Source organism: Helicobacter marmotae, assembly GCF_003364255.1.
In the GTDB taxonomy this organism is placed as follows: domain Bacteria; phylum Campylobacterota; class Campylobacteria; order Campylobacterales; family Helicobacteraceae; genus Helicobacter_C; species Helicobacter_C marmotae.
Map to the genome: position 1 here is coordinate 1 of NZ_NXLR01000025.1, position 16,732 is coordinate 16,732.

The 16,732-nt window shown below is 43.3% G+C and carries 11 protein-coding genes; all 11 read right to left on the bottom strand.

Annotation, left to right across the window (positions count from 1 at the left end; translation table 11 throughout):
- The coding region (locus CQA63_RS08720) for a beta strand repeat-containing protein (protein WP_147288772.1) at positions 1–2,740 on the bottom strand (2,740 nt) is incomplete at its 3' end.
- A 577-nt stretch (positions 2,741–3,317) separates the two neighbouring features.
- Positions 3,318–3,527, bottom strand: coding sequence for a hypothetical protein (locus tag CQA63_RS08725; protein ID WP_115511872.1), 210 nt, complete (start codon positions 3,525–3,527; stop codon positions 3,318–3,320).
- Between the two features lie 467 nt (positions 3,528–3,994).
- Positions 3,995–7,933 carry an RNB domain-containing ribonuclease gene (locus CQA63_RS08730; protein WP_115511873.1) on the bottom strand — a complete coding sequence of 1,313 codons (3,939 nt, stop codon included), beginning with the start codon at positions 7,931–7,933 and terminating at the stop codon, positions 3,995–3,997.
- Positions 7,933–8,607 (bottom strand): metallophosphoesterase family protein, encoded by a 675-nt coding sequence (locus CQA63_RS08735; protein WP_104700430.1) that lies wholly within the window; start codon positions 8,605–8,607, stop codon positions 7,933–7,935. The genes CQA63_RS08730 and CQA63_RS08735 overlap by 1 nt, the downstream gene beginning before the upstream one ends.
- Before the next feature lie 9 nt (positions 8,608–8,616).
- Complete coding sequence (locus CQA63_RS08740) at positions 8,617–11,190, bottom strand: M99 family carboxypeptidase catalytic domain-containing protein (protein ID WP_115511874.1); 2,574 nt, start codon at positions 11,188–11,190, stop codon at positions 8,617–8,619.
- A 2-nt stretch (positions 11,191–11,192) separates the two neighbouring features.
- Positions 11,193–12,086, bottom strand: a complete 894-nt coding sequence (gene glyQ, locus CQA63_RS08745; RefSeq protein WP_104700740.1) for a glycine--tRNA ligase subunit alpha — start codon at positions 12,084–12,086, stop codon at positions 11,193–11,195.
- A 2-nt stretch (positions 12,087–12,088) separates the two neighbouring features.
- Positions 12,089–13,156 (bottom strand): damage-control phosphatase ARMT1 family protein, encoded by a 1,068-nt coding sequence (locus CQA63_RS08750; RefSeq protein WP_104700741.1) that lies wholly within the window; start codon positions 13,154–13,156, stop codon positions 12,089–12,091.
- Positions 13,153–13,641, bottom strand: coding sequence for a DUF3972 domain-containing protein (locus tag CQA63_RS08755; protein WP_104700742.1), 489 nt, complete (start codon positions 13,639–13,641; stop codon positions 13,153–13,155). Before CQA63_RS08755 ends, CQA63_RS08750 begins: the two co-directional genes overlap by 4 nt.
- Positions 13,641–14,138: a 5-(carboxyamino)imidazole ribonucleotide mutase gene (gene purE / locus CQA63_RS08760; protein WP_104700743.1), complete on the bottom strand. Its 498-nt coding sequence runs from the start codon at positions 14,136–14,138 to the stop codon at positions 13,641–13,643. The genes CQA63_RS08755 and purE overlap by 1 nt, the downstream gene beginning before the upstream one ends.
- 74 nt (positions 14,139–14,212) lie before the next feature.
- The gene (thrC, locus tag CQA63_RS08765; RefSeq protein ID WP_104700744.1) at positions 14,213–15,715 is read right to left on the bottom strand and encodes a threonine synthase; all 1,503 of its coding nucleotides are present in this window, start codon (positions 15,713–15,715) and stop codon (positions 14,213–14,215) included.
- A 161-nt stretch (positions 15,716–15,876) separates the two neighbouring features.
- On the bottom strand, positions 15,877–15,999 hold the full coding sequence (locus tag CQA63_RS10450; RefSeq protein ID WP_267891940.1) for a hypothetical protein: 123 nt from the start codon (positions 15,997–15,999) through the stop codon (positions 15,877–15,879).
- Positions 16,000–16,732: the final 733 nt, after the last annotated feature.

Below are 16,732 nucleotides of genomic sequence, written 5' to 3' on the forward strand. Positions count from 1 at the left end.
CTCCATTAGTGAGAGTGGTTATAGTAGCAGAGCCGCTATTGGTTAGATTTGTAATCATACTTGCATTAATAAGACTTCCGCTAAAGGTCCCTCCGCTTTTATTATCAAGTGTGTTAATGGTGCCTTGGTTAGTGAAGTTATTAGTGATAGTGCCGGAATTATCAAGTGTGTTAATGGTGCCTTGGTTAGTGAAGTTATTAGTGATAGTGCCGGAATTATCAAGTTGGTTAATGGTGGCATTGTTTTGATTATCTAGGGTGGTGAGTGTAGCATTTGCTTGATTAGTTAAAGTAGTGATATTGCCATTAGCTGAATTAGTGAGTGTGGTAATCGTCCCACTGCTATTATTGGTTAAAGTCTCAATGCTATGAGAGTTTGTTAGGGCATTTATAGTGGCATTGGCATTATTCGTAAGTGTCGTAATAGTGCCAGAGTTAGTAGCATTAGTAATCGTTGAAGTGTTAGTAAGGGTAGTGAGTATCCCAGCATTGGTAGCAGTGCTAAGGGTCCCTGCATTTTCTAAGGTAGTAATCGTCCCTCCTGCATTATTAGTTAAAGTAGTGAGTGTGGCATTACTTTTATTCTCTACTTTATTGATGCTAGCACTTGATTCATTAGTGAGAGCTTGTAATGTGCCTGCATTATTAATAGTCTCAATTTGAGCATTAGTTTTATTATCTAGTGTGGTTATGGTAGAGCCACTTTTATTTTCTATGGTGTCAATATTGCCATTGGCATTATTAGTAAGCGTAGTTATGGTAGCGCTATTATCATTATCGAGTGTAGTTATGCTGCCGCTATTGTTAATAGCGCTTAGGGCATATTTATTATTAAGTGTAGTAATCGTGGCATTAGTAGCATTAGTAATGCCATTAGTAATAAGGGCATTATTATTAAGCGTAGTGATAATCCCGCCACTATTATTGGTAAAATTAGTAATCGTCCCTGCAGGAGTGCCTCCTGTTCCTCCCGTTCCTGCTCCTCCTGTTTGCGTATTGCCATTATTAAAGGTTGTTATCATTCCGCCATTAGTGGCATTGGTAATCGTGCCGGTATTGGTGAGGGTTTGTATCTCTGCTTTGTGGGCGTTGGTATTGCTGCCATTTTGTAAGGTGCTAAGGGTGCCAGAGTTATTAAAGGTAACGATACTACTTTTATTTTGTGAGGTTTGGGAGTTCTCTAGTGTAGTCCAAGTGCCTTTGTTCTCTAGTGTAGTAATCGTGGCACTTGAGTGAGAACTCCCACCATTTCTTAAAAAGCTGATAGTTCCGTTGGTATCGTTTGTTAGAATGGTAATGGTTTTAAAGTTATTGTTTGATTGCAATCCGCTAGTTGTGGTATTTGCCAAGGTGCCAGAGTTAGTAAAAGTGGTGATGTCTCCATAGTTTAAAAACGCATTTTGTATCGTGCCTGCGTTTTCTAAGGTGGTGATGGTCCCATAGTTGTTATTGGTTAGCGCACCTATGGTGCCGCTACTTTGATTATCTAGCTTAGTGATAGTGGCATTAGTTGTACTTGTGCCAGAGCCTTGAATAGCGCCACTCCCTGTGCTAGGGGGATTAACCGTGCCATTAGTAAGCGTGCCAGAAATGGAGTTAGAATTTTCTAAGACTTCTGTGATATTGCCATAATTAGTGATAGTGGCTATGGTGCCACTATTAGTCACCTTTTTAGTGCTAAATTGATTTGAGTTAATCAAAAGCCCCCCTGTAATCGTGCCTTTATTATCTAAAAGTGTTTCATTTGTATCGACTTTATTGGTTACGCTCACGGAGGTATTGACAGTGATACCGCCATTTATGGTGCCGCTATTTTCATTGACTACCGCTAGGGAGCCATTTACCACACCTATGGCTCGCAAAGTATTCGTAGCTTCTATGGTGCCGCTATTTTCCACTTTGGTTTGGGTGTTGTTGGTACGTCCATCATTATAGCCTCCTAGCACTCCCCATGCCTCATTTTGCCCATTGATAGTGGCGTTATTTTCTACCTTCACGGTTAAGTTCTTTTGTATATCTTTATTCCAAATTACCGGGTCCCATACTTGCCCGGTGGAGGCTTGATGGCTTATAGTGGCGCCGGTTTTTATGGTAACGGTGGTATCTTGGCTTTGAGTTGTTGTGGGGGAAGTGTTTATGATATAGCCTCGAAAATCTGTGGAGACATCGTAGTTAAATAGCAGTTGCCCACCGCTATTTACATATTGAGCAAATAGCAGTGGAGGGAAAAGCGCAGGGAGCAAAAGCGGGGACAGGATAGTCGATATGAGGGGGGGTTGCTTTTTTGGATTTTTAGTAAATGCTGTTAGTTTGTCATTTTGAGGCTTTGCAAAAGCCGAAGAATCTCTGTTGGCGACTAGTGATTCCTTTAGAGATTCTTCGCCTCCACTTCGTGCTCCCTCAGAATGACAAACTTGGCTACCCGCAAGGGAAATTATTTTGTCATTCTGAACCCATGCAAGGGGTGAAGAATCTCTCTTAGCGACTAGTGATTCCTTTAGAGATTCTTCGGTCAGGCGTTGCCTTCCCTCAGAATGACAAAGTAACTGCCTTTCTGGTATTTCTGTTAAAGAGTCTTTGGCGGATAAGAGAGATTCTTCGCCTCCACTTCGTGCTCCCTCAGAATGACAAAGTAACGGAGTTGTTAGTGATTCGCGCGAAGTTTCTTCACAATGCTTAGAATGACAAACTTGGAGAATTTCTGGTAAATGAGCTAGAGAGTCTTCAGCCTTGTTTTTCAAGAGCAAAGAATAAGAAGGGATTTGGGGAATATTACAAAAAGTTGAAAAGGTTGAAAAAGATGTAGATATATATGTTGTATTGTTCTTTCCATTATTCCCCCTCCTCATTGTATTTCCCTCCTTTTTTAGTTTTCTTTTCCTTATTTTTGTTTTGATGTATGTGTTGGGTTTAAATTTCCCTTTGTTAGGGTTGGACTTGTTGTTATGTCTTAGCCCTCTAGGGTGAAGCATTGCTTTTTGGATTTCTAGTAAATGCTGGATTCATTGTCATTCTGAGCGAAGCGAAGAATCTCTAAAGGAATTACTAGAAACTCTGCCACTATTGTCATTCTGAGCCTCCTTTAGCAGGCGAAGAATCTCTCTTATATACTAGAGACTCTCTTTCAAAAATACCAAAAAGTGCGACTAGTGACTCGTTTAGAGATTCTTCGGGCATAAAGCCCTCAGAATGACAAACTTAGCAGAGTCGCTGGTGATTCCCTTTAAGGAGTCTTTAGTAGATAAGAGAGATTCTTCGGTTGGGCTACGCCCGCCCTCGTGATGCCAAACTTGGCTACCCGCAAGGGAAATTATTTTGTCATTCTGAACCCCTGCAAGGGGTGAAGAATCTCTGTGGGCTTTCTAGTAGGTTTGAAAGAGATTCTTCGTTTCGCTTGGAATGACAAAGTAACGGATTCACTAGTGATTCCATTTTTTCTTTTTTTATAAGGGGGAGGGGCTTGAATTGCGAAGTCGCTCCCTCCCCCTTATATATCCCCCGCCCCGACGACGCCTTAAGAGGTGGCACTTCGTGCGATTTAATTTTATCGTAGTGAGAATATATCTCACTGCTGGGAGACGTTTGGGACTTATTGTCATTCTGAGGCTTTGCAAAAGCCGAAGAATCTCTGTGGGCGACTAGTGATTCGTTTAGAGATTCTTCGGTTGGGCTACGCCCGCCCTCAGAATGACAAAATAACGGAGTCGTTAGTGATTCTTTAAGAGATTCTTCACCCCTTGCAGGGGTTCAGAATGACAAACTAACAGCATTTACTAGCAAATCAAATATGGAAGACATTTTCACCATACAAGGAACAACAATTGCTAAGAAACAATGTGCAAAAGTTTATTTTTGCACACCAAAACATCAAATCAATAACAAAAACAAGTCAAAGAACCTAGCGTGAATTCAGCAAAGTTTCAACAAATACCGCTTATAAAACCGCCAATCTATCAAAAAAAAAAAAACGCCCGCTGAGAATCTGCCCTTTGGGCTTACTTTGGCTCTACATATATTACTTTTTGTAACAAATTGACACTTTTCACTTCTACTTTTATATGCTGATAGCACTCTTGTTCATAAGAAAACGTTAGGGGGAATGGAGGGAGGGTATCAAGTGGGAGGGCATGGAGGCTATCATAAGTGAGAGCTTGAATCGTTAGGGGGCTATGCGTAGTAAGCAAGTGCTGGCAGTGGCGGAGGGCTTTAAGCTCATAGAATCGCCGCTCTATAAGGGCTACTTGCCTCTCTTTATGATTTAGCTCATTGGCTATTGCCTCTAGGTCGTGGCTTAAATACGCTAGAGACTTCGCATTATGCAAAATAGCCTTTAAAAGCCTATGTGTTAGCAAGTCTGCGTATCTGCGAATAGGTGAAGTGAAATGCGTATAAGCAGGGAATCCTAAGCCAAAATGCCCGATATTTTCACACGCATAGCTTGCACGGGCAAAAGACTTGATAATAAGGCTATCCACAAGCTCCCTTAAAGCCGGCTCCGCACTTTGCTGCAGGGAAGAAATAAGCTCATGCAAGGCTTGATTTGATAGGGGTTTATGGTGCTTTTGGCGTAAAGATTTATTCTTATGCGGGACGTTATTGCTGTGATTTTTTAAGCCCTTAGTTGGGGTTAGGGAATTTTCTCTTAGCGTATCAAAGCTAAAAAGCAGCTCTGCAATATGCCGTGCTTTGGGGGCTGGGTGGATTCTATACAATGCCTTAGGGGCGTGGGTAGCGAGTAAAAGGGCACTTTGGGTATTAGCTAGTAGCATAGACTCCTCAATAACCCCATGCGCTAGGCTCTCTGTATGCTTTTGCCATTTGCTGATATTGCCTATGCTATCTAGGCTTAGCTCTACTTCATTAGAGCTAAATTCATAGCCATTTTGGAGTCTTTTAGCCTTAGCGGCTTTGACAAAAGGGATATATGCCTTAAGCCACTTTTGCATATCTTTTGGGATAGGGTGCGATGTGTGATTTAGCAAATGTTTGGAGCCTGTATTGGGCGATTCCTTAAAGTCCTTATCTAAAAAGCCATTATTTAGCGACTTTTTATCTAAAACTTCCCTATCGCAAACTTCCTCATTTAAACATTCTTTATCTAAAAACCTTTGGAGCTGCTCGTAGCTGATAGAGGCTTTAGGCATTATAAGGCTCTCTTTTAACTCACTTTGGAGCACTTCTCCCTCTGGGCTAAGTTTAAGTATATACACTAAGGCTAGCGCTAGGTGGTTTGGACGTAATGAGCAAGCAAGGCTACTTAGCTCAAAGGGCAGCATGGGGAGGACTTTATGCGGGAAGTAAATGCTAAAGCCCCGATTTCTTGCCTCCTTATCTAGCGGGGTATTGGGGGAGACATATTCGCTTACATCAGCAATCGCCACATAGAGAGTGGCAGTTTCAGGCTCAAAATATATCGCGTCATCGTGGTCTTTGGCATTCTCTGGGTCGATTACGCAAAAGCTTAAATGGCTTAAATCTAGCCTGTGGGGGTAGAGCTCTTTATATACTTCTGCATTCAAAGCTTTAGCCTGATTGAGCGCTTCTTGGCTAAAGTGAGGCGGGGTGGCACTCTGCAGGGCTAGGGCTTGGTCTATACTTGGGTCTTCAAGCACGCCTAAAACCTCTCTAATCTCTCCGCTTGCAATGGCTACTTTAAGCACGCAATGGGGCGGGAGGGCGCGGAGGGACTTCTGGCTTGCTTTAAGGGCTATGCGTGAATTTGGCTTATCAAGCTCAAGGGCTATAATCTCGCCCTTTTTTTGCTCTAAAATGCAGAGCACTTCTGCTTTAGCGCGGTAAAGGAGCTTTAAGGGTTTGGCTTTAAGACTTTTAGCGGGTTTGTTGTGTGGGGGTTTGTCTTGCGTGGGTTTCCCTTGCGGGTAGCAAAGTTTGTCATTCTGAGGGAGCGTAGCGACCGAAGAATCTCTCTTGGCGACTAGTGACTCGTATAGATATTCTTCGCTTCGCTCAGAATGACAAAGTAACTGCCTTTCTAGTGATTCCTTTAAAGAGTCTTTAGCGGATAAGAGAGATTCTTCGGTTGGGCTACGCCCGCCCTCAGAATGACAAAATAACGGAGTCGCTGGTAATTCGGGTGGAGTTTCTCCGCAATGCTTGGAATGACAAACTAATTTCCCTTGCAAGGTAATTTTATCTTGCGGGTCAGACTTGTTGTCATTCTGAGGGGCTTCAGCCCCGAAGAATCTCTGTGGGCTTTCTAGTAGGTTTGAAAGAGATTCTTCGCAATGCTCAGAATGACAAACTAACTGCCTTTCTAGTGATTCCTTTAGAAAGTCTTTAGTAGATAAGGGAGATTCTTCGGTCGCACTTCGTGCTCCCTCAGAATGACAATAGGATAGGGATCGTCTAGTGGCTTTGTGAAGTGTTTCTCCATAACGCTCGTGATGACAAAATAACGGAGTCGCTAGAGTTTCCTTAGTTGCATTTTGTTTGTCTTTGTGATAATAAAGTGAGGGATTACTAGAAGTAGCCTGTATCGTGTATGCCTCATCATTGCCGCAAATGTAGTCATACAAATCAAGCCATTTTGGATTAAAAGTGCTAATAAGCTGCTCCTTAAAGGTGCGTTTCTTGCCTTTAAGGTATTTCTCACGCATAATGGCTGCCTCAATGCTTTCAAAACTCTCAAAATATACGAGCTTTTCACAATTATATTTCTCACTAAAGCCTTGGAGCAAGTGGTGCTTATGCGTATAGGCACGTTTAATGAGATCGCTGCTCACGCCTATATAAAGGGTGGTGTGGGTTTTATTTGCCATAATGTATGTAAAGGCTGGATATTGGGAGAGTGTAATATGGCTTTGAGTGAAGTCAAAGGGTATCTCTGGTGTTTCATTGGTGGGAGAGGTTGGGGAATGATTGTGTGGGGTAAGTTTGTTTTGTTGAGACGTGAGCTGAAGTATCTCTTCTGGCTTTCTAGCGGATTTTATCCCGTTGTCATTCTGAGCCTGCATAGCAGGCGAAGAATCTCTGTGGGCTTTCTGTGAATCATTGCTTTTTGGATTTCTAGTAAATGTTGTTATTTTGTCATTCTGAGCTTGAGAATCAAGCGAAGAATCTCTGTTAGAATTGCTAGAAACTCTGCCACTATTGTCATTCTGAGGGAGTGAAACGACCGAAGAATCTCTTTTGGCGACTAGTGATTCGGGCAGAGATTCTTCGCTTCGCTCAGAATGACAAAATAACGGAGTCGCTGCTGATTCGGATGGAGTCTCTGCACAATGCTTGGAATGACAAAGTAATTTCCTTTGCAGCTGTTTATTATGTGGGTTCCCTTGCGTGTCAGACTTGTTGTCATTCTGAGGGGCTTCAGCCCCGAAGAATCTCTGTGGGCTTTCTAGTAGGTTTGAAAGAGATTCTTCGCTTCGCTCAGAATGACAAAATAACTGCCTTTGTAATGTTTCGTTTAAAGAGTCTTTAGTAGATAAGAGAGATTCTTCGGTCGGGCTACGCCCGCCCTCAGAATGACAAACTAACGGAGTCGCTGGTAATTCGGGCGAAGTTTCTTCGCAATGTTTGGAATGACAAACTAACGGACTCGCTGGTGAATCAAATAACAATTCTTCATCTAAAGGCTCTAGATGACAAAAGGCGGGAGTGGCAATGGCTGAAGTATTTCCTTTAGTATCGCCAATGCTTTTAGCAAGGATAATGTCTCCCTTGGCGTAAAATGTATGTTTAGGGACTTGGAGGGAGAAGTCCTCACTATGGGCTTTATGCAGGCTTTGCAAGAAGTATTTGCCACTTTTACTCACATCTATAATGCCTAAAATCAGTGAGGGTTTGAGGCATATTCTCTCGCCTTTAACCTCTAGGGCATTGATGTGCTCTAATGCTTCTAGGGCTTTGTGAAACGATTTAGGAATGCGGCTTTTAGTGGTACCATTGGCAATGAGTGTGTAGAAATATATCATTAAATTTGCGCCCTGTAGCGATAGAGCCTTAAAATTTCACTTAGCCTTTTAGGCGTGAAGCCCAAATGCTCGCAGCTCACATTAAAGCAGAAAGAATGCCTGCTTTGACGCGAGTGGATATGCCCGTGGATATTGAGCGAGCAGTCTGAGAGGATAAAAAGCCTATCAAGCATATAGCGGCTTGTGGCGAAGCGGTCGTATTTTTTACGCTCAAAAACAGGAAAATGAGAAAACATAATGCGCTCTGTGCCAATATCTTGCACAATGGCATTTAAATATATATCATCTTTGATTGTCTGCTTGCTAAACTCCTTATAGAGGGCTTGGAGGATAGCCTCTTTTTGGGGAATGTAGAGTTTCAAGCCTTTAAAGATATGCCATTTTTTTAATTTATGGAAGTGTTTAATGTCATTATTGCCCACAATAAGGGCTTTAGAGCCTTTGAGGGATTTAAGATATGCTTCCCCGCCCACAAAATAGAGATCCCCCAAATGCAAAAGATTGTCCTTTTTCCCCACGACTTCATTCCATTTATCTCTATGGAATTTATAAAAATCTTTATAGCCATTAGCAGCGGCTGCCTGCATACGCGAGGGCTCTCTTTTAAGCACGGCTTTATGCCCAAAGTGGCTATCTGAGATAACAAATGTATCTTGGGTAATATCAAAACTCATACATATCCTTTAGTCTTCAAATGCAAGGAGTCGCGTGGCGATGTAGCCATGGATTTCTCTTGTAGTATTTTGGGTGTGAAATATATAGTGAATCTCCGCCCACTGCTTATCTGGGCTTAGGGAGAGGATTTGCATTTGCCTCCCTAGCGGGGCTTTAGCGATAATGGCTGCTTGAGTGCTCGGCATAGCGCGGACAAAAGCGGCGCGGACATTGACTCTAGCTTGGGTATTGTTTTGGTTATTGGGATTAGCTTGATTTTGTGGCTGATTTTTAGGTTGGGCTTGATTTTGGAGTTCTTGTGCGTCTTGGGCTTTGGAATCTGCAGGCTGATTTTGGGCGATTTGCTTTTTGTCATTCTTCGCTTGAGAAACAGGCGAAGAATTGCTGTTAGAATTGCCAGAAACTCTGCTACTATTGTCATTCTGAGGGGCTTCAGCCCCGAAGAATCTCTGTGGGCTTTCTAGTGATTCGGGCAGAGATTCTTCGGTTGGGCTACGCCCGCCCTCAGAATGACAAACTAACGGATTCGCTGGTGATTCCTTTAAAGAGTCTTTGGTAGATAAAAGAGATTCTTCGGTTGGGCTACGCCCGCCCTCAGAATGACAAAATAATTTCCCTTGCGGGTAGCAAAGTTTGTCATTCTGAACCCCTGCAAGGGGTGAAGAATTGCTGTGGGCTTTCTGTGAAGAATTGCTGTTTGGATTTTTAGTAAATGCTGTTAGTTTGTCATTCTGAGGCTTTGCAAAAGCCGAAGAATCTCTCTTAGCGACTAGTGATTCTTGCAGAGATTCTTCGCTTCGCTCAGAATGACAAAATAACAGACTCGCTGGTGATTCGGGCGAAGTTTCTACGCAATGCTTGGAATGACAAACTAACTGCCTCTCTGGTGATTCCTTTAAAGAGTCTTTGGTAGATAAGAGAGATTCTTCGGTCGCACTTCGTGCTCCCTCAGAATGACAAAGTAACTGCCTCTCTGGTGATTCCTTTAAAGAGTCTTTGGTAGATAAGAGAGATTCTTCGGTCGCACTTCGTGCTCCCTCAGAATGACAAAGTAACGGAGTCGCTAGTAAATCTAAAAGAGATTCTTCACCCTCTAAAAAGGGCTTAGAATGGCAAAGTGGCTGATTTTCTGGCGATTCTGTTGAGGAATTTTTAGCAGATAAGTTTATTTGCGATTTGGGGGTAAAGGTAAAAGTAATCATACCGCTAAAATCCTCTTGCTTATAGAACTCCGCGCGGTAGGTGCGATAAAGCGTATCAATGCTGTATTTTGGCATTAAGTTACGCTTGTGGATTTTGATATTACTTTCATTGGGTTTGGGGTTGCTCTCATTGGGCAAGCTAAAGCCTATCACATTCACGCGGTAGCCCTCTGGGGCTTCAAAGGCGATACTTTGACTCTCCTCTAAAGTAAGGCTTGAGCCCATGGGAATACTATGGGGGGTATCATCTATCAATACTTGCACATTATGCAGGCTTGTATCAAAGCTATAATACTCTGGGCTTAGGGTAGTAAGGGTGGTTGGTCCATACTGGAGGGTAACATTATGGGCTTTATGGAGTAAGCCTAAAAGGTGCGTTTGGCTCTCTATGGGGATAGACTTTAGCTCCATTTTGGGCAGGGGGAAGTACGTCAAATGCGGTTTTAGGTTTTTTAGCGGGAGGGTAATAAGCGGGGTGATTGTGGCACTGAAGTTTGATGGGCTTAGCAGGGCTTTAATAGTGCTCACTTCTAGGCTAAAATCGCGCTCGAAGGTGATATTTAGCTGATGAAGCAGAGATTCTATACTTAAAAGGTGATAATACACGCGCGTAGGAATGTCTAGCTCTTTGCTGGCTTCATTGGTGAGGGCGGGCTTGCCTAAAGAGAGGGAGAAAAACGTTAAAGCTTTTAGCTGCTCGGTGTCATTTTTACTTTTTGTATGGGTGTTATGCACATGGTATTTATGTATCGGGGCAAGTAAATGGCGGTTGATGTCTGCTACCATTTGGCTCACAAATGCCTCTAGGCTGCCATATTTCGCCCCACTTAGCTCATGCTGGTCTATCACAGAGCAATTCCCCCAGCGGTAGGGGCTAAGGAGGCTATTAATATACGTAGGGCGGTAATACCCGCTGCCGTCATGGAGATGGAGTGAGATGTCAATTTCGGGGTCTGCAAGGAGGGCTTTAATATCCTGTATGCTTTGATAGTCGGGGTCATTGGGGGAGAGGGAGGCAAACTTGCGATTCATATCGCCATAGATACCGCGCTTATTAGCAAACATACCATGAGGATTTGCCACAGGGACAACCCACACGCTGCCTTGTGTAATGCGATAATGCCTTAAGAATAAATCAGTGGTGTAATATGCCCCTGCTTCATCGCCATGTATGCCACCCATAAGGAGTAATGTAGGTGCGGCTTTGGGTGCGGGCTCTGCTTTTTGTGATTTTTTGGGCTCTTTTTTGGCTTTTGGGCTCTCTTGTGTAGATTTAGGGGCTTCAGGGAGGAGTTTATAAAGCTTAAAAGGACGCACAAGGCTAGAATCTGCAGGATATGCAGCTATAAAGCATAAAAGCAAGCAAAGCAAAAGGCGCATTTTTATCCTTTAAGATTCTTTAATCGTAGCTCCCTTTGGGCTTCTTGGGCTTTATATAACATCGCGCTAGCTTTGGCAAGCTCGCGTATTTGGAGGATATAATCTTGTCTTTGTGCGCTGGATATGGCTTTACGTGCATCGAGGATATTAAAACAATGGCTTGCAAGCATCGTGTAGTCATATGCTACAAGGGGGAGCTTGGCTTCAAGGCAGTTTGTAACTTCTTTGGCATATTGGTTAAAAAGCGCAAAAAGCATTTGCGTATCAGCTACTTCAAAATGATAGGTAGAAAACTCATATTCGCCATTTAAATGCACATCGGCGTAAGAGAGGGGGTTGGGGCTTTTTGGGTCATTCCATGCAATCTCAAAAATACTCTCCACGCCTTGTATATACATAGCAAGTCTTTCCACGCCATATGTAAGCTCCACAGCCACAGGGTGGCAGGGCAAGCCCCCCACTTGCTGGAAATATGTAAATTGCGTAACTTCCATACCATCAAGCCATACTTCCCAGCCAAGCCCCCATGCGCCTAAAGTTGGGGATTCCCAATTATCTTCCACAAAGCGCACATCATGGGCATTCAAATCTAGCCCTAAGGCTTGCAAACTGCGTAAATACAGCTCTTGTATATTATCAGGGCTAGGTTTGATTAATACTTGAAATTGATAATAGCTCCCTAATCGGTTAGGATTCTCCCCATAGCGTCCATCGGTGGGGCGGCGCGAGGGAGCGACATACGCTACACTCCATGGTTTAGAATCAAGGCTTCTAAGCAAAGTAGCAGGGTGGAAAGTCCCCGCTCCTGCGGGAAGGTCATAAGGTTGTATGATTAAACAGCCTTGATTTTTCCAAAATTCTTGTAAAGAGAGCAGTATATCTGAGAAGCTTAGCATGGCTAGTCCTTTTGTGTAGGGTGGTTGTGGATAAACATCATCATACCTTTTTTGACATCACAAAATGTCGCTACTACATCGCATTTGACTTTAAAGAGTAAGAAAAGTCGGCTATCTTTGCGCTCATGCAAGCATTCAAAATTCCCCATACCCTTTGATAGGATAATATCTGCTTGATTATATATATCTTGTGTCTGCCCACTTGCGTCTTCATAGATAAAGCCCGGGCTTTTTACCCCGCTATCAAGGAGTGTGCAGTGGGCTTTCAGGTTTGAAGCTAGGGGGTGAGAGAGATCTTGCAAGGTGAGGTCATTAATAATAGGCGCACCACGGGTAGCATAGGTGATATGCAAATGTGGGTAAATGGTTTTGAGTGAGGAGATAAGCACTTCATCAAAAATATTCTCCCCTGCATTATCTGCGATATAAAGCATCGTTTTTGCATTTTGAAGCTTTTGCGTGAAAGCTTGGAGGTCGTATTTGGCAAATTGCAAATGCTCTAGTGCAAAATCTGCCTGCTCAAAGCTAAAGTTATCTTGCGCCCCATAGTCGATGACATTCCCTAAGGCAGCGACATAAATAGCCCAGCTAAGGCGTTTAGCTATGCTTTGGGGGCTAAATTTTGAGTTAAATTGGGGGCTTTTAGCTTGAGTGCGGGCTTGGGGGAAATGTTGTTTATATTGTAGTTTCATCTTTTGGAAACCTGTAGATTCTCTAAAATCTTGGGCTTGCGGGGCTTCCTCTATAGAATCCTCCATAGTATCCCCTATAGAATCCCCCGTGTCTTCTATCATTTCAAGTTCGGGAGCTGGATGGGTGCGTAAAAGGGCTTTAGCGATATTATGGGCTTTTTGCATACTTTCTTGCTTAATGTGAAAAAATGGGTCTTCTATACCGGTGCGTTCAGCGATAGAGCCATATACATCAATGGCGATTTTTGGCGGAGGGAGGGGTGTATTGCGTGCTTTATGCAAAAGTGATTCTATATCAATATCACTCACACAAAGGCGGGAGCAAAGTTTTTGGGCTTGGTTTTGCAAGCAGGCAAAGCAGGCATTTTGGGCTATCATTTGGGCTCTGTTGTCATATTAGCGACTTTGCCCCACATAAGTCGGTATTTGCGTTTCATAAATTCGATTTCTTCCCTTGAGGCTTCTAGCTGTGCGCGGAGGGTTTCCATAGTTTTTTTATCATCATCATACACTTCTTGCATAGAAAGCAATGCGTCTTTTAAAAAGGTGTTTTCGTTTTTAAAGGCACTAATGGTCTCATCTTTTGCGGCGATGACTTTATCATGTAAGCCTAAAATCGTAGAAATGGTTTTCTCCACAAATACGGGGTCTAGCTCCTTGCCATTCATATCTGCGGAGACGAGATTAGACTCCACCTTTTTAACAAGTATGCCAACGCCCGAGCTAGCGTCTATAAAGGTCTTTTCTCCCTCTTTTTTGCTTTGAATGCTCCCCTCTTTTATCAGCTCTGTAATTTTGGCTTCATCTAAACCGGAGAGCTTGGCAAATTCCTGCATTTCAAGCCATGTCGTTGTGCCCTCCATTAGCCTCTCCTCACCTCAATCTCTGCAGAATCTAGCTCTACTTTTTTGGCTTTCATCACGCGGTCTTCTATGAGTTTGCCTGCGAGTTCGTCATTTTTCAGGCTAAGGATTTGCATAGCAAGATACGCAGCATTGATCGCTCCAGCCTTCCCAATGCTAAGCGTAGCTACAGGCATAGAGCTAGGCATTTGCACGGTGGAGAGGAGCGCATCTAGCCCATCAAGTGCGCCTCCATTAAGTGGAACGCCTATCACGGGTTTGCATGTTTGAGAAGCGATAGCCCCCGCTAAATGCGCTGCCATACCTGCTGCACCGATAAAGACTTGCGCACCGCGCTTTTGCGCATCTTGGACATAGGTTTTCGTGCGCTCTGGTGAGCGGTGAGCGGAGCTAATAATCACTTCATAAGGGACATCAAATTTCTTTAATACCTCCACGCATTCGCTCATAATCTCCCAATCACTTTTGCTCCCCATAAGAATACTTACAAAATCCATTATGCCTCCTTTGTGCTTGCCTTAGTTGCCTTATTGCTTTGCTTTATATAAGGGCAGATTGTATCATATTTGGTTTAATCTCCACTCTCAAGCCATTGCAGAATGTGAGATGGTATATCACTAGGGGAGATGACATCTTGCTGGATTTGCGCCTTTTCAAACAAAGCTTGGATTTGCGCCGGAGGGGTTAAGCCCGCATACGCACATAAGCGCGCTATAGCTTGCTTATCATCTGTGCAAGTTTCTTTCACTAAACCTCCTTGCACAAGCGCATTCCATACGCTCGGGGCAAATTTACTCCATTCTGCAGTAGCTAGGAATACTGCCTTATCAATTAAGGAATCTCCTATAAGCTTGCGCGCCCCATAATAGGCTATGGCGCTATGTGGGTCAAGTATCAATGCATGCTTTGCCCCATATGCTATGCTCTCTAGGCATTGGGTATCATTGCAATACAAAGCCTTAAAATCTGCCTGCACAATCTCTAGCTGGGCTTTGCTTAGCTGATATTTGCCATTATGTTCAAGGGAGTGCATAAACGCGCTTGTTTCCTTAGCCCCAAAAAGCGCAAAAAGCATTCGCTCTACATTTGAGCTTTTAAGAATATCCATAGCAGGGGATTGAGAGGTAAGCAAATGGCGTGAAGAAATGTCATATACCCCGGTATTAATAAAATCGCTTAGGACATTATTAATATTTGAAGCAACGACTAAATGCCCTAAGGGCAAGCCCATTTTTTTCGCAAAAAACGCGCCTAAAATATTGCCAAAATTCCCACTAGGAACGACTATAGGGAGCTTCTCTCCCTGTGAGATAAAGCCTGATTTACACGCTTGGATATACGCCCAAAAGTGATATATGATTTGAAAGGCAATGCGTCCGATATTGAGCGAGTTTGCCGCAGAGAGGGCAATGCCGCGCTCTTTTAGGGCTTGAGTGAAAGAAGCAGAGGCAAGGAGGCTTTTAAGCGCACTTTGAGCGTCATCAAAGTTCCCTTTAATGCCTATGACTTTGCAATTTTTGGCATTTTGTGTGGTCATTTGCAGTCTTTGAACATCGCTTGTGCCCTTATACGGATAGAGGCATACAACCTTAATATAAGGCTTATTGGCAAAGCTTTGCAAAGTTGCAGGACCAGTATCTCCGCTAGTAGCAGCAAGAATCATATGCTTAGTCTCACTCTGTGCTGCATAATGTGAAAGGAGCGCACCAAAGGGCTGAAGAGCCATATCTTTAAAGGCACGTGTGGGACCGGAGTAGAGATTAAGCATAGCAAGCTTGCTATCTATGGGGATAAGGGGAGCTGGGTTATTTGTGTTATCAAAGGCTTTGTAGCTTGATAGGCAGTCTTTAAGGAGTGCGGGCTCTATGTCTAAGCAGAGCAAGTCAAAAAGCTTTATGCTTAGCTCCTCATAGCTAAGGGAAAGAAATTCACTTATACTTTGAATCTTGGGGAGTTGGCTAAAGGTATATAGCCCGCCCTTTGGAGCGGAGGGGTTGAGTATGGCGTCTTTGAAGCTTACCTTTGGGGAAGTGTCATCTCGTGTGGAAATGAGTATAGCCTTTTGTCTGCTCATGGTATTCCTTTGGGATATGTGTGAGGGGGTATTGTAGCATAGTGATTTTAATACCATAAGAGGGAGGCTAGCTTGGCGTAAATGGAAGTGGGGGTTTGCGTTTTGGTCTTTTTAGCAAAACTGGAGTGGGGAAATTCTATTAGAATTACTAGTAAATGTTCTTATTTGTCATTCTGAGGGAGCACGAAGTGCGACCGAAGAATCTCTACTCGGATTTCTAGCAGATTCCATCCCGTTGTCATTCTGAGGGAGCGTAGCGACCGAAGAATCTCTGCAAGAATCACTAGTCGTGCTTTTTGGTGTTTTTGAAAGAGAGTCCTTAGCGGATAAGAGAGATTCTTCGGGGCTGAAGCCCCTCAGAATGACAAACTAACGGATTCGCTGGTAATTCAAACGGAGATTCTTCGGTCGTTTCACTCCCTCAGAATGACAAACTTGGCTAACGTTCTAGTAAATCCCATAGAGATTCTTCGGGCATAAAGCCCGCAAGACACGACAAAGTAACAGCATTTACTAGTAAATCTAATAGAGTCTCTGCACAATGAAGTGTCAAAAGCTCTCAAGGCTTAATAAAGGGGAGAGTAAGACTGATCCCGCCCTTAAGCCAAAGGCGAGACCTTGGGGTTAAACTCTTAGTAGCACTTGACTATTATAAAACATAATAGTAAGATAGCCACTAAGATTTTGAATGCAATCTTACTCATGGTAACCTCCTTTTTTAAAGTAGGTTACACTCAAAGGGGTAGCCGCCCCTTTGAGGCAACCCCTAATGCTTATTATACTACAACTCCATTTTTTCATTCATTAAGGTTTTTTGTTTGTTATTTCGCATTGAGTTTTGCGTGTGAGAATTTGTCGTCTCTTGCTGGCTTTGAGCACAAAGAATTGCTTTATAAATCCACTAAAAATGAGCCAAGTTTGTCATTCTGAGAGAGCGTAGCGACCGAAGAATCTCTTTTGGCGACTAGTGATTCTTGTAGAGATTCTTCGGGCATAAAGCCCGCAAGACATGACAAG

Coding starts and splice junctions, on each gene's coding strand:
- CQA63_RS08750 (WP_104700741.1), bottom strand. CDS start 13,156: ATGATAGCCCAAAATGCCTGCTTTGCCTGCTTGCAAAACCAAGCCCAA.
- glyQ (WP_104700740.1), bottom strand. CDS start 12,086: ATGCTAAGCTTCTCAGATATACTGCTCTCTTTACAAGAATTTTGGAAA.
- CQA63_RS08740 (WP_115511874.1), bottom strand. CDS start 11,190: ATGCGCCTTTTGCTTTGCTTGCTTTTATGCTTTATAGCTGCATATCCT.
- CQA63_RS08755 (WP_104700742.1), bottom strand. CDS start 13,641: ATGGAGGGCACAACGACATGGCTTGAAATGCAGGAATTTGCCAAGCTC.
- CQA63_RS08735 (WP_104700430.1), bottom strand. CDS start 8,607: ATGAGTTTTGATATTACCCAAGATACATTTGTTATCTCAGATAGCCAC.
- CQA63_RS08730 (WP_115511873.1), bottom strand. CDS start 7,933: ATGATATATTTCTACACACTCATTGCCAATGGTACCACTAAAAGCCGC.
- thrC (WP_104700744.1), bottom strand. CDS start 15,715: ATGAGCAGACAAAAGGCTATACTCATTTCCACACGAGATGACACTTCC.
- purE (WP_104700743.1), bottom strand. CDS start 14,138: ATGGATTTTGTAAGTATTCTTATGGGGAGCAAAAGTGATTGGGAGATT.